This is a genomic window from Thermopolyspora sp. NPDC052614 (assembly GCF_040678635.1).
Taxonomy (GTDB): Bacteria; Actinomycetota; Actinomycetes; order Streptosporangiales; family Streptosporangiaceae; genus Thermopolyspora.
In genome coordinates, this window is sequence record NZ_JBFATZ010000022.1 from 89,468 (window position 1) to 111,331 (window position 21,864).

Annotated in this window: 17 protein-coding genes; 12 read left to right on the plus strand and 5 right to left on the minus strand. The window is 70.6% G+C overall.

The window, feature by feature from the left end:
- Positions 1-54 precede the first annotated feature (54 nt).
- The gene (locus AB0K60_RS32220; RefSeq protein WP_364063774.1) at positions 55-702 is read right to left on the minus strand and encodes a PadR family transcriptional regulator; all 648 of its coding nucleotides are present in this window, start codon (positions 700-702) and stop codon (positions 55-57) included.
- A gap of 268 nt (positions 703-970) precedes the next feature.
- On the opposite strand from AB0K60_RS32220, the gene AB0K60_RS32225 reads away from it, so the two are divergent.
- Positions 971-2,089 (plus strand): NDMA-dependent alcohol dehydrogenase, encoded by a 1,119-nt coding sequence (locus tag AB0K60_RS32225; RefSeq protein WP_364063777.1) that lies wholly within the window; start codon positions 971-973, stop codon positions 2,087-2,089.
- Positions 2,090-2,381: 292 nt separating this feature from the next.
- Here the strand turns inward: AB0K60_RS32225 and AB0K60_RS32230 are convergent, their stop codons facing one another.
- Both AB0K60_RS32230 and AB0K60_RS32235 read right to left on the minus strand, forming a co-directional pair.
- Positions 2,382-5,585, minus strand: a complete 3,204-nt coding sequence (locus AB0K60_RS32230) for a penicillin acylase family protein (RefSeq protein WP_364063779.1) — start codon at positions 5,583-5,585, stop codon at positions 2,382-2,384.
- Between the two features lie 178 nt (positions 5,586-5,763).
- Positions 5,764-6,369: a Uma2 family endonuclease gene (locus AB0K60_RS32235; RefSeq protein ID WP_364063782.1), complete on the minus strand. Its 606-nt coding sequence runs from the start codon at positions 6,367-6,369 to the stop codon at positions 5,764-5,766.
- 183 nt (positions 6,370-6,552) lie between these two features.
- On the opposite strand from AB0K60_RS32235, the gene AB0K60_RS32240 reads away from it, so the two are divergent.
- Positions 6,553-7,653, plus strand: a complete 1,101-nt coding sequence (locus AB0K60_RS32240) for an MBL fold metallo-hydrolase (RefSeq protein ID WP_364063784.1) — start codon at positions 6,553-6,555, stop codon at positions 7,651-7,653.
- 21 nt (positions 7,654-7,674) lie between these two features.
- Here the strand turns inward: AB0K60_RS32240 and AB0K60_RS32245 are convergent, their stop codons facing one another.
- Positions 7,675-8,043, minus strand: coding sequence for a nuclear transport factor 2 family protein (locus AB0K60_RS32245; RefSeq protein WP_364063787.1), 369 nt, complete (start codon positions 8,041-8,043; stop codon positions 7,675-7,677).
- A gap of 395 nt (positions 8,044-8,438) precedes the next feature.
- Between AB0K60_RS32245 and AB0K60_RS32250 the strand changes: the two genes are divergently transcribed.
- On the plus strand, positions 8,439-9,068 hold the full coding sequence (locus tag AB0K60_RS32250) for a peptidoglycan recognition family protein (RefSeq protein ID WP_364063790.1): 630 nt from the start codon (positions 8,439-8,441) through the stop codon (positions 9,066-9,068).
- Between the two features lie 113 nt (positions 9,069-9,181).
- Here the strand turns inward: AB0K60_RS32250 and AB0K60_RS32255 are convergent, their stop codons facing one another.
- On the minus strand, positions 9,182-10,855 hold the full coding sequence (locus AB0K60_RS32255; RefSeq protein ID WP_364063792.1) for a class I adenylate-forming enzyme family protein: 1,674 nt from the start codon (positions 10,853-10,855) through the stop codon (positions 9,182-9,184).
- A gap of 194 nt (positions 10,856-11,049) precedes the next feature.
- Between AB0K60_RS32255 and argC the strand changes: the two genes are divergently transcribed.
- The 9 genes from argC (at position 11,050) to tyrS (ending at position 21,143) form a co-directional block, all read left to right on the plus strand.
- Complete coding sequence (gene argC, locus AB0K60_RS32260; RefSeq protein ID WP_364063795.1) at positions 11,050-12,078, plus strand: N-acetyl-gamma-glutamyl-phosphate reductase; 1,029 nt, start codon at positions 11,050-11,052, stop codon at positions 12,076-12,078.
- 97 nt (positions 12,079-12,175) lie between these two features.
- The gene (gene argJ, locus AB0K60_RS32265; RefSeq protein WP_364063798.1) at positions 12,176-13,330 is read left to right on the plus strand and encodes a bifunctional glutamate N-acetyltransferase/amino-acid acetyltransferase ArgJ; all 1,155 of its coding nucleotides are present in this window, start codon (positions 12,176-12,178) and stop codon (positions 13,328-13,330) included.
- Entirely contained in the window at positions 13,327-14,235 is a 909-nt protein-coding gene (gene argB / locus AB0K60_RS32270) for an acetylglutamate kinase (RefSeq protein ID WP_364063801.1), read from the plus strand. The genes argJ and argB overlap by 4 nt, the downstream gene beginning before the upstream one ends.
- 2 nt (positions 14,236-14,237) lie before the next feature.
- A complete protein-coding gene (locus AB0K60_RS32275) occupies positions 14,238-15,452 on the plus strand; it encodes an acetylornithine transaminase (protein ID WP_364063804.1) in 1,215 nt (404 codons plus the stop codon).
- Positions 15,449-16,414 carry an ornithine carbamoyltransferase gene (gene argF, locus AB0K60_RS32280; RefSeq protein ID WP_364063807.1) on the plus strand — a complete coding sequence of 322 codons (966 nt, stop codon included), beginning with the start codon at positions 15,449-15,451 and terminating at the stop codon, positions 16,412-16,414. Before AB0K60_RS32275 ends, argF begins: the two co-directional genes overlap by 4 nt.
- Entirely contained in the window at positions 16,411-16,917 is a 507-nt protein-coding gene (locus AB0K60_RS32285; RefSeq protein WP_364063810.1) for an arginine repressor, read from the plus strand. The genes argF and AB0K60_RS32285 overlap by 4 nt, the downstream gene beginning before the upstream one ends.
- 591 nt (positions 16,918-17,508) lie before the next feature.
- A complete protein-coding gene (gene argH / locus AB0K60_RS32290; RefSeq protein ID WP_364063831.1) occupies positions 17,509-18,942 on the plus strand; it encodes an argininosuccinate lyase in 1,434 nt (477 codons plus the stop codon).
- Positions 18,943-18,966: 24 nt separating this feature from the next.
- Positions 18,967-19,671: a DNA-3-methyladenine glycosylase gene (locus tag AB0K60_RS32295; protein WP_364063813.1), complete on the plus strand. Its 705-nt coding sequence runs from the start codon at positions 18,967-18,969 to the stop codon at positions 19,669-19,671.
- A gap of 203 nt (positions 19,672-19,874) precedes the next feature.
- Positions 19,875-21,143: a tyrosine--tRNA ligase gene (gene tyrS / locus AB0K60_RS32300; protein WP_364063816.1), complete on the plus strand. Its 1,269-nt coding sequence runs from the start codon at positions 19,875-19,877 to the stop codon at positions 21,141-21,143.
- The last annotated feature ends 721 nt before the right edge of the window (positions 21,144-21,864 follow it).

A 21,864-nucleotide genomic window follows, 5' to 3' on the forward strand; every position in this document is an offset into this window, starting at 1 on the left:
GGTTCGAGGAAATGGGCCCTGGCGTGGTGTTGGCGCACCGCGCCAGGGCTTTCGTCATTCCGCGGAGCGGCTCTTCTCCGCGAGTTCGGTCAGTTCCGGCGGCATCTCGCCGGTTTCGTGTACGGCGCGCCAGACGTCGAGCCCCGGGTAGACGCCCGAGGTGAGCTCGGCGAGCAGCGTGCGGAGCCAGGCCGCCTCCGCCTCCTGGAGGGCGAGGTCGTACTCGGTCTCCACCAGGAACAGCCGCGGGATGGTGCGCAGATGCCGTTCGAGCTCCTCGCGTGCGGTCGCGATGCCGTCCTCCAGCAGGCGCAGGCGCTGTCGCAGCAGTTCGACGGCCTCGTCCGGATGCAGGACGGGGAGCACCGACAGACCGGCGCGGAAACGGGGGCGCTCGGGCATGGGCGTCGAGATCAGCTCGCGTGTCCAGTCCAGCAGCTCCGCCCGGCCGGATTCGGTGATGCGGTAGACGGTGCGCTCGGGACGGCGCCCCTCCCTGGTGCTCTCAACGGCCGTGATCAGGCCGTGTTTATCCAGGTTGCCGATGACTGTGTAGAACGACCCCCACTTGATCTCCATGTCCTGGTCTTTGCCCCAGCCACGCAAGGCCGTGGCGATCTCGTACGGATGCATGGGGCCCTGCATGAGCGCGGCCAGCACCGCGAGCGCCAGCAGATTGCCGACCTTGCGCCGCTTCGCCATGCCATCCACCTCGCCAAATCTCAGATACTCGTGGACGAGTATACGTATACGAGTATCAACCCGCAACGGCAGGAGACGGCCGGATGGGGCGGGGGATCGGGTTGCGCCGGTCGGGCGGACAGCCGTCCATGGGCGGCGCCGAGGCGGGCTGGGTAGACCCTTATGGACGGGGACGTTGATCACGTACGCGAAACCGGCGAAACTTTGTAGAAGATCGAGTTCACGAAATTATGGACAATCTTGTGAACGATAAGTACGCTCCGGCCGCATGAGGACGAGAGCAGCGGTCATCCGCAAGCCTGGAACACCCTGGGAACTGACTGAACTCGAGTTGGACGAGCCACGCGCGGGAGAGGTACGGATCAAGTTCGCCGCGTCCGGCATGTGCCACTCGGACGAGCACCTGCGCACCGGCGCCAGCATCGGGCGGTTGCCGCTCGTCGGCGGGCACGAGGGCGCCGGAGTGGTGGAGGCCGTCGGCCCGGACGTGACCAGGGTGAAGGTGGGCGACCACGTGGTCTGCTCGTTCATCCCCGCCTGCGGGACCTGCAGGTACTGCTCGACCGGGCGGCAGAACCTGTGCGACCAGGGCGCCGAGATGGTCACGGGCCGGCTGAGCGACGGGACGTTCCGGTTCCACGACGACTCGGGGGAGGACCTCGGCGGGTTCTGCATGCTCGGCACGTTCTCCCAGCGCGCCGTCGTGTCGCAGGCCTCCTGCGTCCGGATCGACGACGACATCCCCTTCGACGTGGCGGCGCTCGTCGGCTGCGGCGTCCCGACCGGCTGGGGCACCGCGGTGTACGCGGCCGGCGTCTCCGCGGGGGACACCGTCGTGATCTTCGGCTCGGGCGGCGTCGGCATCAACGCCGTGCAGGGCGCGGCGTACGCGGGCGCGCGCAACCTCATCGTGATCGACCCGGTGAAGTTCAAGCGGGACAAGGCGCTGGAGATGGGGGCCACGCACGTCTTCGCCTCGGCCGAGGAGGCCCACGAGGCCGTCGTCGAGATGACCTGGGGCCAACTGGCCGACCACGCGATCGTGACCGTGGGCGAACTGACGGCGGAGGTGGTGTCACAGGCCACCGCGATGGTCGGCAAGGGCTGCCAGGTCACCATCACCTCCGTGGGGCGTACGGGCGAGGACCACATCCGGCTCGCCGCGAACGGCGGCGTCGTCGGCTACCAGCGGCGCATCCAAGGCCACATCTTCGGCATGTGCAACCCGCTGTACGACATCCCGCGGCTGCTCAGCCTCTACCGGCAGGGCCGGCTGAAGCTCGACGAGCTCATCACCCGCCGGTACTCCCTGGACGAGATCAACGAGGGCTACCAGGCCCTGGACGACGGGGAGCTGATCCGAGGCGTGATCATCCACGACTCGTAGCCGGGGCCCCGGCGGCGCCCGAACCGAGGGCGACCGCCGGGAGCGTTGACGGGCGGGCGTGATCGAGCCCTGGAACGGTGCAGCGCGCCCGCCTGTCGATTGGAGGTCTCCGGCGGCCGGGCGGGACCCTATGACCGCCGAGCGCCCCGGCCGGAAGGCGGCCGGGGCGCCGCCCTGGTCGCCGACTCTCCGAGCACCGACTCCCACGCCGGCGTCGGCGACATCGGGACGACCTCGTCGATCATGTACGACCGGTCGGCGTCCTGGGAGCGAACGCCGACCGGCGAGGCGGTCAGCGGGAGTAGATCTCGAACTCGTAGAGCGAATAACCGTAGGATGTACCGCGCTTCACGCCCTGCATGCGGACATAGCGGGCATTCACCGGGGTGAAGGTGACGTTGTCCACGCCGCCGTTCCCCGTGGTCGTGGAGTGGACCGTGGTCCAGGTGGAGCCGTCGGTGGAGGTTTGGATCGTGTACGCCGAGCCGTACGCGGCCTCCCACCGCAGGATCGTGCGGGCCACGGTCTTCACCGCGCCCAGATCGACCTGGAGCCACTGGTTGTCGCTGGACGCGCTCGACCAGCGGCTGGCCAGGTCGCCGTCGATCGCCTTGCTCGCGGGGTAGGACGAGTTCTGCCTGCTCGACGCGGTCGCGGTCGCGCCCTGGGCGAGGTTGGCGATCGGGTCGCCGCGGTGGGCGGGGAAGGACACCACCTGCTGGTAGGTCGGCCGGTTCTGCCAGGAGATCAGGTTGTGCTTGATGCCGCCGAGCGGCGACTGCCGTACCGCGTCGGCGCACCACTGGTCGCCCGCCGCGCACACGTCGTCGCCGGGATAGGTGACCGACGCCGGTTCGGCGACGGCCGTGGCGAGGCTGGCGAGCAGCACGGTACGGCAGCCCGCCACGGTGCCATCCCCGCAGTATTCGCGCGGGAGGGCGCCCTGCACGGAATCGCCGAGCACCGAGCGCACGTCCTTGCTCACATAACCCCACCAGCCGAACTGGAACGCCGACCCCTTGTGCGTCTGGGCCTCGTTCGCGGAGATCGGCACGGTGGACACGTCGCCCTGCTGGTGGCCCGACGGCGACTCGTTGATCTGCAGGGCGTTGACCAGGGCCTGGTAGAGGTCGTCGCCGAGGCCCGGCTTGAACTGGGCGGCGACCAGCCTCGGCCACCAGGCGTCCATGATCCGGATCGCGTCGGCGTGCGCGTACGCCTTGCTCCCCGGCGACGTCTCCACCCGGCGGGCGCCCGCCTGGGCCCAGGCGCGCAGCTTGGCCACGGCCGCGGAGAGCGCCGGGTCGGTCACGGCGGAGGCGTCGATCACCCGCAGCAGGTCGGGCAGCACCCGCCTGCCGCGCAGATCGACGGACGCCGCCTCGGCCACGATCCTCGCGGTGCCGGCCCGGTCGAGTTTGCCGTCCCCGGCGAGGGCGGCCCTGACCGGCCCGTCGAGCAGGTCGCCGCGGTGCACCGCGCCGAAGCTGAAGTTGCCGTCGGCCGAGCCGTAGTCCTTGGCCTGCTTGTTGTTCCAGCTCACCAGGTAGTCCTGGCCGGTGGTCTGCGGATGGCTCGACGCCGGGGCGTAGGCGGCCGTGTTGCCGTCGGGGTCGTACCCTTCCCATTCGTGCGCCTGGTCGGCGACCATCGGCAGGCTCGGATCGGACACCGGGGAGCGGACCGGGTTGCTGCCCGACATGAAGTACGCCGCGTCGGTGGAGTTCACGTAGAACCAGTTGAACGCGTAGGTGATGTTCGACGCCGACTCGATGAAATCGGCCGCCGAGCCCATCGCGTCGGGATCGTTGAACATCTGGAAGCCGATCGCCGAGTCGGCCTCGTGCCGGTAGGTCGAGCGCAGCGTGGTGAACGCCGTCGGCACGCCGTTCACCGTGCCCCGCCAGGTCACCAGGCCGTACTTGGTGCGCTTCATCACCAGGTCGTATGAGCCCGCCGGGGTGGAGTCGGCGGTGGTGGGCCGCCAGGAGTTCGTCTTGCGCAGCGTCTCCATCGCGGTGCAGGAGCCGCGGTAGAGGTAGTGGTCCGAGTTCACGCTCGGGGTGCCGCCGCCCGGCTCGCACAGCATGATCGCGTAGGTGTCGGTGATGTCCTGCAGGCTGGAGGTCGCGCTCCAGGCGTAGTCGATGCCACGGCCCAGCAGGACGTACATGCCGAGCCCGGCGAACGCGACGCCCCGCGCCCGGATGCCGGGCCCGGACAGCTCCTGCAGCATCAGCAGCTGCGGGGCGAAATATCCGGTCTGCGGCCCGAACACGGCGATCGGGTGCCCGTCCTTCGACTCGGCCGCCGAGATCACCACGGCGTTCGACATGCTCGGCCTGGCGTTGTCGACGACCAGGCCGTTGAGGGCCGGCGTCACGCCCGCGGCCATCGCGGCCGTCGCGGACGCCGATGAGGCCGCCGAGCCGGACTCGTTCTCGGTGATGTCGACGGGCGCGGCGCCCGCGTCGGGCAGCACCACGCCGGTCGCGCCCGCCGCCGCGCCGAACGGGAAACTCTGCCCGTCGTGCAGGGTGAGCACGGCCTCGGGATCGTTCTGCGCGCGGAAGGCCGCCCATACCTGGTCGCCGGCGGCCGTGCCGTACTTGGCCCGGGCGGCCACCCGCACCAGCGCCGACTGCATCTCCGCGCCGCCACCGCCGCCGAACAGGCCCCCGATCACCCCGCCGATCGCGATCAGATCGGTCGTCGTGAAGTCCTCGGGCCCGCCCGCGTTGGTGATCGCGTCCAGGTGCCCGGTGAGCACGTACTCGCCCGGGCAGTTCCGGTCGGCCATGCACCGGTCGATGTACGCGTTGATCCCGGCCACGTACTCCCGGACGTCGTCATACAACTGCCGCCCGCGCTCGCCCTGGCTCCGCAGCCGGTCCACCTGCGCCTGCAGATCGGCCTCGGTGTACGGCGAGTTGCGCCACACGCTCTGCTCCAGCGCCCGGTTGCCCGGCGCGCCCCCGGCGAACGAGGTCAGCTCGCCCCGCCCCACGTGCCGCATCAGGTCCATGACCCACAGCCGGTCCTGCGCCCCGGCGTACCCGGCGCCGAACATCGTCCCGGCCCGCGTCGTCCCGGTGATGTGTGGCACGCCGGTGGCCTTGTCCCGCACGATCGTCACGTCCGAGCGCGGCCGTACGGTGCTCTCCACCTGCCCGGCCGGCACCCCGAACGACGCGTCGTTGAAAAACGCGCCGATCTGGTCCTCGGTGAGCCCGTTGTACCCGGCGAGCAGGTTCGCGTACTTGGCGAGCTGGTCGTCGGCGTGCCGCGGCATGGTGCCGAAGGCCTGGTTGCCGATGATGTCGATCAACGTGGCGTTGCCGTTCTGCCCCGGCGGCAGAATGTCGGCGCACTGCCCGATGCAGTGGTCGTCGGGGGTGAAGGAGGTGTCGGCGGCGGCCGGTGCCCCGGGGAGCCCCAGCGTGAGGAGTACGGCGGCGGATAAGGCGGAAACGGTACGGCGAAGACGTCTGGGCATGGAGGGGACCCCCATAAACATGAGGCATGCTCATCCTGGTGAGAGGAACATACGTCCTGTCATCCACAAGAGCAATGACACCCAGACGATTGCCAAGTAACGCGTTGCGGCCTGCGAATCGCCTGACGCCCGCCACCTGCTCCGCGGGGCGGGGTCGATTCCTCATCCGGTCGGGCGATCAGAGGCTTTCGATCTTAGTCAGGTCGATGTCGATCTCGAAGGGGACGGTGAGGCGCAGCTTGTCGTGGTGGATCCCGGTCAGGGTGTAGGTCGAGGTGGCGGGATCGAGTTCGTAGACGTAGACGGTGGGGCGGCCTTCGTTGTTCTCCACACGCCAGAAATGCGGGATGCCGGCTTTTGCGTAGAGTTGGGGCTTGCGCTCCCGGTCGCGAATCTCCGAATCAGGGGAGACGACCTCCACGGCCACCACGACATGGCTGGCCGGGTAGGCGCTGACGTCGGGGCCGCGCAGGGCCTCCGATCGAAGCACGATCATGTCGGGCTCGGGACGCTGTTTGGGACCCAGGATGACGCTCATCTCGCGACGTACCCGGAATTCCGGAGGCGTGGTGCGTCGCGTCTCGGCCACCAGCAGGTCAAGCATGGTCGTGTGGAAGTCCTTCTGCGGGCTCACGAAGACCAAGCTTCCATCAATCAACTCTGTGTGCGCAGGCAAATCCGGAAAGTGATCGAGATCGTCGGAGGTGAACCCCTCCGGGGGAGGGGTCAGCCAGGTGGGTAGCCGCGGGTTGGCCATCTTCTCACTCCGCACTGCAACCGTCATGTGTCTTACCGTAGCAACCGCCGTCGCTTGATGCTCTAGCCATCGCGAACTCAATGTTGATGATGCCCCAGCATCGGGCTCTTGTTCACGTACAGCGGAAGTCGCCGGGAACACCGGGCGGCCGCGATCAGTTTGACCGATCAGACCGATCAGATCGACACCGGATCGGAGTGTGGGATGGCGGTGAAGCGGACGATACAGGGGGCGCTCGCGGCCGGAGCGGTCGTCGCGGCCGGCCTGCTGCTGCGGGATGTCCCGGCGTCGTTGGGCAGGCGGCCGTCGGGGGAGCGCGCGGAGCGGGTGCTGCGGTCGCCACAGTTCCATGACGGGGCGTTCCGGAATTCGGAGCCCGGCGCCACCGTCCCGTCGGCCCCCAGCCTCAAGATCATCCGCAGCATGGTCGCCGAACGGGAGACCCGTCGGCCGAGCGGCCCCGTGCCCCTGGTGACCGCCGCGCCCTCGCGCCCCGAGCGCACCGGTCTCGACGTCGTCTGGTACGGCCACTCCACGGTCCTGGCGGAGATCGAGGGGCGGCGGGTGCTGCTCGACCCGATCTGGAGCGAGCGTCCCTCGCCCGTGCGGTTCCTGGGGCCGCGGCGGCTGCACCCGACGCCCGTGCCGCTGAGCGCGCTTCCGCCGATCGACGCCGTGGTGATCTCACACGACCACTACGACCATCTCGACATGCCGACGGTACGGGTGCTCAGCCGTACGCACTCCGCGTCCTTCCTCGTGCCGCTCGGCATCGGAGCCCACCTTGAGCGGTGGGGGGTGCCCCCCTCCCGGATCGTCGAGCTCGACTGGGAGGAGGAGGCGCAGGTGGCCGGCCTGCGCTTCACGGCCACCGCCGCCCGTCACTTCTCCGGCCGCACCCTGCGCCGCAATGACACCCTGTGGGGCTCCTGGGCGATCGCCGGCGACCGGCACCGCGTCTTCTACGGCGGCGACTCGGGCTACTTCGACGGCTTCGCCGGAATCGGCGCCGCCCACGGCCCCTTCGACCTCACCCTCATGCCGATCGGCGCCTACAGCGACAACTGGCCCGACGTCCACATGACCCCGGAACAGGCCGTCGCCGCCCACCTCGACGTCGGCGGCGGGCTCCTCCTCCCCGTGCACTGGGCCACCTTCAACCTCGCCCCGCACTCCTGGGCCGAGCCCGCCGACCGCCTGTGGCGCGAGGCCAAGGCCCGCGACGTCGAGATCGTCGTCCCCCGCCCCGGCGAGCCGCTGAACGTCAGCGCGCCGCCGCCGGTGGACGGCTGGTGGCAGACACTCGCCTGACCGCGCTCCGGGCGGGAAGGTTCAGGCCGCCGGGACCTTGTCCAGGAAGCCGTAGACGTGCTTGAGGCGGCCGTCGCCGGCGAGCACCGCGACGTCGGAGCCGATCACCACGGGCTCGGGGCCGTTCTCGGGGCCGAGGTGCCAGGTGAAGCGGACGGTGTCGTGGTGCCCGTCGGGCCCGGTGCCGAGGGTGAAGACGAAACCGGGGAACATCTCGCGGGCACTCGCGATCACGGCTGCGATCGCCTCGTGGCCCGTGACGTCGGCCAGGGGGTCGGTGTAGCCGCCGTCCTCGGTCCACAGGTCCGCGACGATTTTGATCCTGCGTTCCGCGTCCGGCTCGTTCCAGGCCCTCAGGTACCGCTCCACCAGGTCATTGAAGTCGGTCATCGCGATTCTCCCTATTGGATGCGCGTGATTGCCGTGGTGCCGCCCCGGCGCCGAGGCGGGGCGGGCCGTACGAGGGAACCGTCGCATGCGGGGTCCGGGCGCGTCGATTACGTGCCGAGTAGCGGACCGGCGTCGGCCGGGGCCGTCGATCGCCGATCGAAATTCGGTCAAATCGGCGTACGGATTCGACAGGCGGGATTGCCGGAGATCTATGCCCGGATTAGCGTTGTTTTGAAGGGTGCAATACGGCGCGGGGCATGTGACATTCCTTCTCGAAGGCATTTCCTGATCCCTTGTTGGCGCCAATAATTTCGGAACGATTTTTTGTTGAGGTGGCGGTCATGGAAACGGTGACGCAATGCATCTGCCCTAGATGTGGAGAGCTGGCATTGGGCGTGACGACCGACGAGATGGACGGCCAGGGCCTGCTGACCCATCAGAATCTCCGGGAGGTGTCCAGGCCCGAGGTGGCCTATCGGAACAGCCCCAACCGGTCCGCCGGCGCCATGACCCCGAAAGGCATCGTGATCCACTACACCGCCGGACGGTACGACGGGGCGGTCTCCTGGTTCCAGAACCCGTCGTCCCAGGTCTCGGCGCACTTCATCGTCGCCAGGGACGGGCGGCGCCTGCAGATGGTGCCGCTGCCCGCCCCCGACACCGGGGGCCCGAGGGACGGGAGGTACAAGGCCTGGCACTGCAAGGGCGGCAATAACGTGTACGTCGGCATCGAGCATGAATACGGATATCCGGGCGCCAAGGGGCCCGATGACTGGAAGGAGGAGATGCTGGAGTCCTCCGCGGAGTTGTCCGCCTATCTGTGCGCCCTGTACGGAATTCCGATCGAGGTGCCCCTGAACGCGCGGACGCGCGGCTGGTTCACAGGATTGGGCGGCCACTGCAACGTTCCGGGTAATGACCACGACGACCCCGGACCGCTTTTCCCCTGGGACCACTACATCAGCCGGGTGCGGGAGTATTCACGGCGCCTGGTGGAGTCGCCCGCGGCCGCCGCGGCGTTCTGACGCCCGCGCCGCCCCGCCCGCCGCCCCCGCGCCGGCTCGATACCGGATGGACGAGCCGGTCGGCGGGGGCGGCGGGGAGGGGCCGCCCCGCCGCCCCCCGCCGACCGGTGTGGTCAGTCGCCGAGGATCTCTCGGCGCAGGTGGGTTTTGAGGATCTTGCCGCCGGGGTTGCGGGGAAGCTCCGCCTCGCGGAACCAGAACCGCGTCGGAACCTTGAACGCGGCGATCCGGCCGCGCAGGAACTCGCGCAGGTCGTCGGCGGTGGCCGAGTGGCCGGGGGCGAGGCGGACGACGGCGCCGACCTGCTCGCCGAGCTCGTCGTCCGGTACGCCGATCACCGCGGCGTCGTCGATCGCCGGGTGCTCGAACAGGGCGGCCTCGACCTCGGCGCAGTACACGTTCTCGCCGCCGCGGATGACGATGTCCTTGGCGCGATCCACGATGTAGACGAAGCCGTCCTCGTCGACGCGGGCGAGGTCGCCGGTGTGCACCCAGCCGTCCTCGAACGTCTCGGCGGTGGCGTCCGGGCGGTTCCAGTAGCCGATGATCACGTTGGGCCCCCGCATGCACAGCTCGCCGACCGCGCCCATGGGAAGCTCGGCGCCCGCCGGGTCGCAGACCTTGACGTCGACCACGGCGACGGGCAGGCCGATGCTGTCGGGCTTGGCCGCGTAGTCGGGGCCGCTGTTGTAGATCGCCAGGGCCGTCGTCTCGGTCATGCCGTATCCGTTCGACGGCGTACGGTGCGGCAGCGCGGCGTTGATGCGTTCCGGCAGCTTGGGCGGAGCCGGCGCGCCCCCATAGCTGATGCCGCCAAGACTCGAAATATCGTATTCATCCAGATCGGGGTGCGAGAGCAGCTGCCAGGCGTTCGTCGGCACCCCCGTCATCTGGGTGACCTTCTCGCGCTCGATGAGCCGCAACGCCTGCTCCGGATCCCACTTGTACATCAGCACCAGCCCGCCGCCGGTGAACATCGTCGTGGTCATCGCCGCGAAGCATCCGGTGACGTGGAACAGCGGCACGGTCAGCAGGGTGACGCGGCGCCTGCCCGCCGCCTCCTCCGGATCCCCGCCGGACCGGACCACCGTGCGCAGCAGCGCGTACGCCACCGTCACGGGCGACTGCCCCAGATTCCGGTGACTGCCCAGGGCCCCCTTGGGCCGCCCGGTCGTCCCGGAGGTGTAGAAGATCGTGGCCGGATCCTCCGGATCGAGTTCCACCGCGGGCAGCGTCACGTCGGCCGGCACCGTGCCGATCACCTCGTCGAGCGTGCGCGCCCCCGGCGGCGGCCCCTCCGGCCCCGGCCGCGCCACGATGAGCCGGGCCTCGATCGCCGAGTCCCGCAGCCGGTCGGCACGCTCCCCGTCGGCGATCAGCACCTTCGTCCCCGAGTCGGCCAGGCCGTACTCCAGTTCCGCGGCGGTCCACCAGGCGTTGAGCGGCACGGCGATCGCCCCGGCAGCGAGCGCCGCCGAGAACGACACGATCCATTCGGGATAGTTGCGCATGGCGATGGCGACCCGGTCGCCCTTGCGCACCCCGTACTCCTCGACCAGACGCCGGGCGAGGGTGGCGGCGCGCCGGTAGTGCTCCTCGTAGGTGACGTGCTCGTCCTCGTAGACGATGAAGACCTGCTCGCCGTGGAGCCGGCTTCTCTCCAGCAGCGCCCGGAAGTCCCGAGGGGCGTGCCGCCAGGTGCGCACGCGGGACCCGCGCACCTCGACCTCTTCCATCTCGAACGGTTGTCCAGGGGCGGTGAGCCCGGCCTCAGGGTGTGCGCTCATGTACGTCTGACTCCCGGTCGTGCCATATCCGGATGCGTGCCGCCACGATACCGACCGGCCGGTATGGGCACCAGACGATGAATTGTTACCTGGACGACATGTTGCATGGTCATCCCGGCTCGTGCATACTCTTAACGGTAAGAACATGAGATGCGATGCATGGTTATGCACGCGCGACCGTCGGGGAGGTACGCGTGACGAGGCGAGCGGCCGTCGCCGGAGCGAGCGGATACGCGGGAGGCGAGCTGCTCAGACTCCTGCTCGCGCACCCCGAGTTCGAGATCGGCGCGCTCACCGCGGGCTCCAACGCCGGATCCACCCTGGGTGAGCACCAGCCCCACCTGCCCACGCTCGCCGACCGCGTGCTGACCGACACCACCGCGGAGGCCCTCGCCGGGCACGACGTGGTGTTCCTCGCCCTGCCGCACGGCCAGTCCGGCGCCATCGCCCGGCAACTCCCCGAGGACACGCTGATCGTCGACTGCGGCGCCGACTTCCGGCTCGCCGACCCCGCCGCCTGGGCCCGCTTCTACGGCGGCGAGCACGCCGGCACCTGGCCGTACGGGCTGCCCGAACTGCCCGGCCAGCGCGAGGTCCTGCGCACGGCCACCCGCATCGCCGTCCCCGGCTGCTACCCGACCGCCGCCACGCTGGCCCTGCTGCCCGCCTTCGCCGCCGGCCTGGCCGAGCCCGACGTCGTGGTCGTCGCCGCCAGCGGCACCTCCGGCGCGGGCCGTTCCCTCAAGCCGCACCTGCTCGGCAGCGAGGTCATGGGCTCGGCGAGCGCCTACTCCGCCGGCGGCGTGCACCGCCACACCCCGGAGATGGAGCAGAACCTCTCCGCGGTCGCCGGGACGCCGGTCACCGTGAGCTTCACCCCGGTGCTCGCCCCGATGAGCCGCGGCATCCTCGCCACCTGCACCGCCCCCGCCCGCCCCGGCGTCACCGCCGAGACCCTTCGTGAGGCGTACCACACGGCCGTCAAGGACGAGCCGTTCCTGCGCCTGCTGCCCGAGGGCACCTGGCCCGCGACCGCGATGACCTACGGCGCGAACACCGCCGTCCTGCAGGTCGCCCTCGACGAGCGGGCGGGCCGGGTGCTCGTCGTCATCGCCATCGACAACCTCACCAAAGGCACGGCGGGCGGCGCGATCCAGAGCGCCAACCTCGCCCTCGGACTCCCCGAAGAACTCGGTTTGCCGACCACTGGAGTAGCTCCGTGAGCAATCATCGACCGGCCTTCGCGACCCGGGGGCCCGGCGACGGCCCCTGCGGCGACAAAAGCAGCAAAAGCGGCAACTGCGGCAAGGAGGAGACGAGATGAGCGTCACCGCACCCCTGGGCTTCGTCGCCGCGGGCGTGTCGGCGGGCCTCAAACCGAACGGCAACCGCGACGTCGCCCTCGTCGTCAACCAGGGCCCGTCCCGCGCCGCCGCCGGCGTCTTCACCCGCAACCGCGTCAAGGCCGCCCCGGTCCTGTGGTCGCAGCAGGTGCTGCGCGGCGGCCGGGTCAAGGCGGTCGTCCTCAACAGCGGCGGCGCCAACGCCTGCACCGGCCCGCTCGGCTTCCAGGACGCCCACGCCACCGCCGAGAAGGTCGCCGAGGTGCTCGGCGACTCCGCCGGCGAGATCGCGGTCTGCTCCACCGGCCTGATCGGCGAGCGGCTGCCCATGCCCGAGCTGCTCGACGGCGTCACCGCCGCCGCCTCCCAGCTCTCCCGCGACGGCGGGCTCCCGGCCGCCGACGCCATCCGCACCACCGACACCGTCTCCAAGATCTCCTTCCGCCGGGGCGCGGGCGGCTACATGGTCGGCGGCATGGCCAAGGGCGCGGGCATGCTCGCCCCCGGCCTCGCCACCATGCTCAGCGTCATCACCACCGACGCCGACCTGCCCGCCGAGGCGCTCGACGCGGCCCTGCGCGAGGCGGTCGCGGTCACCTTCGACCGCGTCGACACCGACGGCTGCATGTCCACCAACGACACCGTGCTGCTGCTCGCCAGCGGCGCCACCGGCGTCGTCCCCGACCAGGCCGAGTTCACCGCCAAGGTCACCGAGGTCTGCGCCGACCTCGCCCGCCAGCTCGTCGTCGACGCCGAGGGCGCCACCAAGGCGATCGCCATCGAGGTGATCGGCGCGGCGAGCGTCGAGGACGCGGTCACCGTGGGCCGCTCGGTCGCCCGCTCCAACCTGCTCAAGTGCGCCATCCACGGCGAGGACCCCAACTGGGGCCGGGTGCTGTCCGCGGTCGGCGTCACTGACGCCGCGTTCGAGCCCGACCGGCTCAACGTCGCCATCAACGGCATCTGGGTCTGCCGGGGCGGCGCCGCCGGCGACGACCGCTCCAAGGTTGACCTGCGGCCCCGCGACGTCACGATCACCGTCGATCTGTCGGCAGGCCCGCACACCGCGACCATCCACACCACCGACCTCACCGCCGAATACGTCCACGAGAACTCGGCGTACTCGTCATGAGCTCCGCACCGAAACCGCTGGATCCCATAGACAAGGCCGCCGTCCTCATCGAGACCCTGCCGTGGCTGGAGCGCTTCCGCGGCAAGACCGTCGTGATCAAGTACGGCGGGCACGCGATGACCGACGAGGAGCTGCGCAAGGCGTTCGCCGACGACATCGTCTTCCTGCTGTACGCCGGGCTCAAGCCGGTGATCGTGCACGGCGGCGGCCCGCAGATCAACGCCCACCTGGACCGCCTCGGCATCGAGTCCACCTTCACCGCCGGCCTGCGGGTGACCACCCCCGAGGCGATGGAGGTCGTCCGCATGGTCCTGGTCGGCCAGGTGAACCGCGACGTCGTCGGCCTGATCAACCGGCACGGCCCGTTCGCCGTCGGCCTGTCAGGCGAGGACGCCCACCTGTTCACCGCCGAGCGCAAGCACGCCCTCGTCGAGGGCGAGAAGGTGGACATCGGCCAGGTCGGCGACATCGTCAAGGTGGACCCGGGCGCGGTGCGGGCGCTCGTCGACGACGGCCGCGTCCCCGTCGTCTCCTCGGTGGCGCGCGGCGACGACGGCACCGTCTACAACGTCAACGCCGACACCGCCGCCGCGGCCCTCGCCGTCGCCCTCGACGCCCAGAAGCTCATCATGCTCACCGACGTCGAGGGCCTGTACGCGAACTGGTCGCCCGACGGCGAGCGCGGCGACGTCATCGACCGCATCACCGCCGACGAGCTGGCCGAACTGCTGCCCGGCCTGTCCGCCGGGATGATCCCGAAAATGGAGGCGTGCCTGACGGCGGTGCGCGGCGGCGTGCCCCAGGCGCACGTCCTGGACGGCCGCATGCCGCACTCGCTGCTGGTCGAGGTCTTCACCGACGAGGGCGTCGGCACGATGGTGCTGCCCACGACACAAGGAGCATGACGATGAGCCGGAACGAGACCCTGCTGGCCCGGCACCAGGCCGCCTTCATGCCCACGTACGCGCCGCAGCCGGTCGCCCTGGTCCGCGGCGAGGGCGCACGCGTCTGGGACGCCGACGGCAACGCCTACCTCGACCTGATCGGCGGCATCGCGGTCAGCTCGCTCGGCCACAACCACCCCGCGCTCGTCGCCGCGGTCACCGCCCAGGTCGCGACGATCGCGCACACCAGCAACCTGTTCCTCAACGAGCCGGAGGTGCTGCTCGCCGAGCGCCTGCGCGGCCTGCTCGGCGGCGAGGGCCGGGTGTTCCTCACCAACTCCGGCACGGAGGCCAACGAGGCCGCGTACAAGATGGCGGTCAAGTACGGCAAGACCACCGGCCGCTCCTACATCGTCGCCGCCGAGAACGGCTTCCACGGCCGCAGCACCGGCGCCCTGTCGCTCACCGGCAAGGCCTCCATCCGCGACCCGTTCGGCCCGTTCCCGCACGACGTCCGCTTCGTCCCGTACGGCGACGCCGACGCGCTCAAGCAGGCCGTCACCGACGACTGCGCGGCCGTGTTCCTCGAACCCACCCTCGGCGAGGGCGGCGTGGTCCCGCCCCCGGACGGCTACCTGCGCGCCGCCCGCGAGATCTGCGGCGCCACCGGCGCCCTGTTCGTCATGGACGAGATCCAGTCGGCGATCGGCCGCACCGGCCACTGGTTCGCCCACCAGTCCGAGAACGTCACCCCCGACGTCCTCACCCTCGCCAAGGGCCTCGGCGGCGGCCTGCCGATCGGGGCGTGCGTCGGCTTCGGCCCCGCCGGTACGATCTTCACCAAGGGCGACCACGGCTCCACGTTCGGCGGCAACCCCGTCTCGTGCGCCGCCGCCCTCGCCGTACTCGACACGATCGAGAAGGAGGGACTGCTCGCGCACGTCGCAAGGGCCGCCGAGCACCTGTCCACCGGGCTCGCCGCCGTCGAGCACCCGCTGTTCGCGGGCGTGCGCGGTCGCGGCCTGTGGCTCGCCGCCGTGCTCACCGAGCCGGTGGCCGCACGGGTGGAGACCGCCGCCCGGCAGGCCGGGTTCCTGGTCAACGCGGTCCAGCCGGACGCGGTGCGCGTCGCGCCTCCGCTCGTGACGACCCTGGACGAGCTCGCGACCTTCGTGGACGCGTTCCCTGCCATACTGTCCAAGGCGGCAACGCCACCGAATCCCAAGGACGTCCCGTGACCGACTCACCGGAATCGGCCCGCCGGCACTTCCTGCGCGACGACGACCTGACCCCAGAGGAGCAGGCACGGGTCCTCGACCTCGCCGACGCGATGAAGAAGGACCGGTACGGCTACCGCCCCCTCGAGGGCCCGCGCACCGTCGCCGTGCTCTTCGACAAGAACTCGACCCGCACCCGCGTCTCGTTCGCGGTCGGCATCGGCGAACTGGGCGGCCTGCCGCTCGTCATCGACGCCGGCCAGTCGCAGATGGGCCGCGGCGAGAGCATCGAGGACACCGCCAAGGTGCTGGAGCGCCAGGTCGCCGCGATCGTGTGGCGCACCTACGGCCAGGACCGCATCGAGGCGATGGCCGCCGCCTCCCACGTGCCGGTCGTCAACGCGCTCACCGACTCCTTCCACCCCTGCCAGATCCTCGCCGACCTGCAGACGATCCGCGAGCGCAAGGGGCGGCTGGCCGGGCTCACCCTCACCTACCTCGGCGACGGCGCCAACAACATGGCCCACTCCTACCTGCTCGGCGGCGCGGTGGCCGGCATGCACGTGCGCGTCGCCGCCCCGGACGGGTACCGGCCGGACGCCGCCATCGTCGCCGACGCCGCCGCGATCGCCGCGACGACCGGCGGCTCGGTCGAGACGCTCGGCGACGCGCGGGCCGCCGTGGCCGGGGCGGACGTGCTCGCCACCGACACCTGGGTGTCGATGGGGCAGGAGGGGGGACAGGAGGGCAAGGACGAGCGGGTGGCCGCCCTAGGGCCGTACCAGATCAACGCCGAGCTGCTGGCCGAGGCCGAGCCGGACGCGATCGTGCTGCACTGCCTGCCCGCCTACCGCGGCCTGGAGATCACCGGCGAGGTGCTCGACGGCCCGCAGAGCGTGGTGTGGGACCAGGCGGAGAACCGCCTGCACGCGCAGAAGGCCCTGCTGACGTTCCTGCTCGAACAGTCCAGGGGCAGGCGGTGAACATCCCGACGACGAAGGCGGCCCGGCACGCCCGCATCGCGGCCCTGCTGTCGCAGCAGCCGGTCCGCTCCCAGCCGGAGCTGGCCAAGCTGCTCGCCGAGAGCGGCGTCGAGGTCACCCAGGCCACCCTCTCCCGCGACCTGGACGAACTGGGCGCGCTCAAGCTGCGCGCCGAGGACGGGTCGCTCGTCTACGCGCTGCCGGGGGAGGGCGGCGCGCGCATCCCGCCCGCCCGCCTGGGCACGTCCGAGACCCCGGCGGCCCGGCTGCGACGCATCGCCGAGGAACTGCTCGTCTCCGCCGAGGCGTCGGCGAACCTGGTGATCGTACGCACCCCTCCCGGGGCGGCGCAGTTCCTCGCCTCGGCGATCGACCACGCGGGCTGGGAGTCGATCCTCGGCACGGTGGCGGGCGACGACACCATCCTGGTGATCAGCCGTGATCCGCAGGGCGGGGCGGCGGTCGCCGAGAGCCTGCTCCGGGCCGCGGACCGGCGCACCTAGTCGGCGGGCCGTACCGGAGAGTACGTGACCTGCGAGCCGGGCGGCGGGAAGTCCATGCGTGCAGGAGGGCGGCGGCCGCGCCGCTGAGGCCGGGTGGCGTCGCACGCGCGGTGGCGGAGATCGGGCCCGCGCCCGGGACGCCGGTGGGTCGGCGTCTACGACTTCTCGGGCGCGAAGGCGTCCGCACATCCGTCACCTCATACGGCGGCGGCCGCGCTCCCGGCGGGTGACGGCGGCGGGGAGCGCGTCGGGGCGGCCGGGATCCTGCGGGTCCCGGGGTTGTGCGGGCTGTGGGTTGTGCGGGCTGTGGGTTGTGCGGGCTGTGGGTTGTGCCGTCGCCGCCGCGTAGGGCGGTCGTCGCGGAGTTGCCGACGGGCGGGCAATCAGACCATCTGCAGAGAAAAGGTAAGTGGATATTTCATGTCACAAGTAGACATGTCGCCCAAGCTCCCGGCGGCGGACGCCGCACGCCACGCTGGCCGCGTACATGACGATGCCCCACGTGAGCTAGGGTCGCGGATTGGACAAGGCGTGTGGCACACCGGGCCCGGGGAGGAGACAAGGGTGGCGGACAACTCCGGCGGCAAGCCGATGCGGCTCTGGGGCGGCAGGTTCGAGGGCGGCCCCGCTGACTCGCTGACGCGCCTGTCGGTGAGCGTGCAGTTCGACTGGCGGCTGGCGCCGTACGACCTGCTGGCCTCCAGGGCGCACGCGCGGGTGCTGCACCGGGCCGGGCTGCTCGACGAGGACGAGCTGCGACGCATGCTGGGCGCGCTGGACGACCTGGAAGAGGCGTGCAAGAAGGGCGAGTTCCGGCCCACCGTCGCCGACGAGGACGTGCACACCGCGCTCGAACGCGGCCTGCTCGAACGGCTCGGCACCCTCGGCGGCAAGCTGCGCGCCGGCCGCAGCCGCAACGACCAGGTCGCCACCGACCTGCGCCTCTACCTGCGCGACCACGTACGGCACATCGTGTCCCGCCTGGTGGAGCTGGAGACGGCGCTGATGAGCCAGGCCGAGCAGCACGCGGACACCGCCGCGCCCGGCATGACCCACCTGCAGCACGCCCAGCCGGTGTCGTTCGGCCACCAGTTGCTCGCCCACGTCCACGCCTTCGCCCGCGACGTCGACCGGCTGCGCGACTGGGACCGCCGCGCCGCGATCAGCCCGCTCGGCTCCGGCGCCCTCGCCGGGTCGTCGCTGCCGCTCGACCCGCAGGCCGTCGCCGAGGAGCTGGGCTTCGACGCCGCCGCCCCCAACTCCATGGACGCCGTCGCCGACCGCGACTTCGCCGCCGAGTTCCTCTTCTGCGCCGCCATGATCGGCGTACACCTGTCCCGGCTCGGCGAGGAGATCGTCCTGTGGGCCTCGCAGGAGTTCCACTGGATCGAGATGGACGACGCCTACTCCACCGGCTCGTCGATCATGCCGCAGAAGAAGAACCCCGACGTCGCCGAGCTGGCCAGGGGCAAGAGCGGGCGGCTCATCGGCAACCTGATGACGCTGCTCACCACCCTCAAGGGCCTGCCGCTCACCTACAACCGCGACCTGCAGGAGGACAAGGAGCCGGTGTTCGACGCCGTCGACACCCTGCTGCTCGTGCTGCCCGCGATGGCCGGCCTCGTCGCGACCATGCGGGTGAACACCGCCCGCCTCCAGGCGAGCGCGCCGGAGGGCTTCGCCCTCGCCACCGACCTGGCCGAGCTGCTGGTCCGCAAGGGCGTGCCGTTCCGCGAGGCGCACGAGGCGGTCGGCCACCTGGTGGTGTGGTGCCAGGTGAACGACAAGGACTTCGGCGACCTCACCGACGAGGAGCTGGCCAAGGTCTCGCCGCACTTCACCGCCAAGCCCGTCGAGGGGGCCGCCGGATCGGACGTGCCGGAGGTGCGCGACGTGCTGAGCGTGCCGGGCGCGCTCGCGGCACGCAAGGCCCACGGCGGCACCGCGCCCGACCGGGTCCGCGACCAGCTCGCCGCGCTGCGGGAGTCCGTCGACGCCCAGGCCGCCTGGGCCGCCGGAGCCTGAGCGGGCCCCGGCGGTTTCGAACCGGTGACCTCGCACGGCGCATCCTCCGGCGAAGCGGCGTTCGCCCGATGGCGTCCGCTGGACCGGTCGTTCTTCGCCCGGCGGCCCGTGGAGGTCGCGCCCGAGCTGCTCGGGCGGGTCCTGGTGCACGATTCGCCGGGCGGGCGCGTCGCCGTACGGCTGACCGAGGTCGAGGCGTACGGCGTGCCTGGCGAGGACCCGGCGTCGCACACCTATCGGGGGCAGACCCGGCGCAACGCCGTCATGTTCGGGCCGCCCGGGCACCTGTACGTGTACTTCACGTACGGCATGCACTTCTGCGCCAACCTGGTCTGCATGCCCGAAGGAACGGGCGCGGGCGTGCTGCTGCGCGCCGGCGAGATCGTGGCGGGCGCCGACCTCGCGCTGGCCCGGCGCAACGGGCGCCGCCCGGCGCCGAACGGCGACGCCGCCGGGACCCGCCCGGCCTCCGGCGTGGCGTCGCGGGACCTGGCGCGGGGACCGGCGAGGCTCGCCGTGGCGCTGGGGTTCGCCCGGGAGCACGATGGGGCGGACTGCTGCGGCGACGGGCCGATACGCATCCTCGACGGCGAGCCCGTCAGCCCTTCACGCGTACGCACCGGGCCGCGGACGGGCGTGGCGAACGGCAAGGAGACGCCGTGGCGCTTCTGGATCGACGCAGATCCCACGGTGTCCCCCTACCGCTCCCACCAGCCCCGATCCCGCTGACGGCCGCGGCTGTGGCCGGTTTTTCGGGTGGCGATTCCATGATTTGACGCATCACCCTGTACAAAGCCATATACATGTGATGCTCACCAAGGTTCGATCTGGGCGACGGGCGTCGGGGAATCGATCCGTCCGCCCGGAGCCGCGGGACCGGCGGTGGGCATCCCGACCCGCCCAGGCGAACTACGACAACGAAGGCCAGGACCGTGACCGACATCCTCGATGAGCTCGAATGGCGCGACGTGCTCGCGCAGACCACCGATGCCGACGCGCTGCGCAAGGCACTCGCCGAGGGGCCGATCACCGTCTATGCGGGCTTCGACCCGACCGCTCCGTCGTTGCACGTCGGCAACCTGGCCACCCTGCTGATCCTCACCCGCTTCCAGCGCTTCGGGCACCGGCCCATCGGCCTGGTCGGCGGCGCCACCGGACTGATCGGCGACCCCAGCGGCCGCAACGAGGAGCGTTCGCTCAACCCGACGGAGGTCGTGGCGGAGTGGGTGCGCCGCATCCGGGTCCAGGTGGAGAAGTTCCTCGACTTCACGCCCGGCCCGAACGCCGCCACCCTCGTGAGCAACCTCGACTGGACCGCGCAGCTGTCCGCCATCGACTTCCTGCGCGACATCGGCAAGCACTTCCCCGTCAACCGGATGCTGGCCCGCGAGTCGGTCGCCGCCCGGCTGTCGGGGGAGGGGCTCAGCTACACCGAGTTCAGCTACCAGATTCTGCAGTCGTACGACTACCTGGAGCTTTACCGGCGGTACGGCTGCACCCTCCAGGTGGGCGGCAGCGACCAGTGGGGCAACATCACCGCGGGTTGCGAGCTGATCCGGCGCGTGACCGGCGGGCACGCGCACGCCCTCACCGGAAAGCTGATCACCAAGGCGGACGGCACCAAGTTCGGCAAGACGGCCGGCGGCTCGGTGTGGCTCGACGGCGAGCTGACCTCGCCGTACGCGTTCTACCAGTACTGGCTCAACGCCGACGACCGGGACGTCATCCGCTTCCTCAAGGTGTTCACCTTCCGCGACCGGGAGGAGATCGAGGAACTGGAGAAGGCGGTGGCCGACCGCCCGGCCGCCCGCGAGGCGCAGCGGGCCCTCGCGGAGGACCTGACCCGGCTGGTGCACGGCGACGAGGAAGTGGCCCGGGTGCAGGCCGCCTCCCGCGCGCTGTTCGGCCAGGGCGCGCTGTCCGAGCTCGACGAGCGCACGCTGCGGGCCGCGCTCGCCGAGGTGCCGCGGGCCGAGGTGACGTCGCTGGATGTGCCCATCATCGACCTGTTCGCCGCGAGCGGCCTGGTGGAGAGCAAGTCGGCCGCGCGGCGGACGGTCAAGGAGGGCGGGGCGTACCTCAACAACACGAAGATCACCGACGAGTCATACGTGCCGACTCGGGAGGACCTGCTGTGCGGACGCTTCCTGGTCCTGCGCCGGGGCAAGCGCTCGATCGGCGGTGTCGAGGTGGTTTCCTGACGCACGGCCGTTGGGGTGGCCTGGTCGGATGCCTGCGGGCATGTGGCCAGGCCACCCGCAGGGTGAGCGGTCTTGCCGGGGAGTGCGGCGCGGTCCGTGGTCCCGCCGCCTGACGGTCCGGTTGGACGCCCGGAGCGAGCGATTTGACGTCCTCGGATCGGCGACGTAAGGTTCTCTTCGCCCTTCGGGACCGGCGGACACGTCGTGGTACCCGGGGGAAGCCTCCATGAACGAACCGGTGCCGGGCCACGGGTCTGGTTGTCGATCATGTGGTCTCCGAGTCTCCGGAAAATCGGTTGATTCGACAGAGCGCGGATGGCACGGTAAGTTCATCCGGCCGACTCCTCCTGAGGGAGCCGGCCAAGATCCCAGTACAAGTCTCCACTTCGACCAACATTCTGCCGGATCGAAGCGATTTGACAGGGGATGGGGATTCGGTGAAACTTAAAGTAACACGGATGAACGCCTCGACTAACGAATCAAATTGACTTGTGAGTCGATGTACGCGTCCGTTTCTTGAGAACTCAACAGTGTGCTAAAAGCCAGTGCATGATGAATTAACCCCGTCATGCCGGATGTCCTGCTCTTCGGGGTGGGTGTCTGGTTGATGGTTGTGGCACTCCTGCGTCTTGCGGGGGTGTCTGCTGGGATGTTCCTTCGTGGGATGTCTGACGGTTGTTTAGGCATTTTATGGAGAGTTTGATCCTGGCTCAGGACGAAC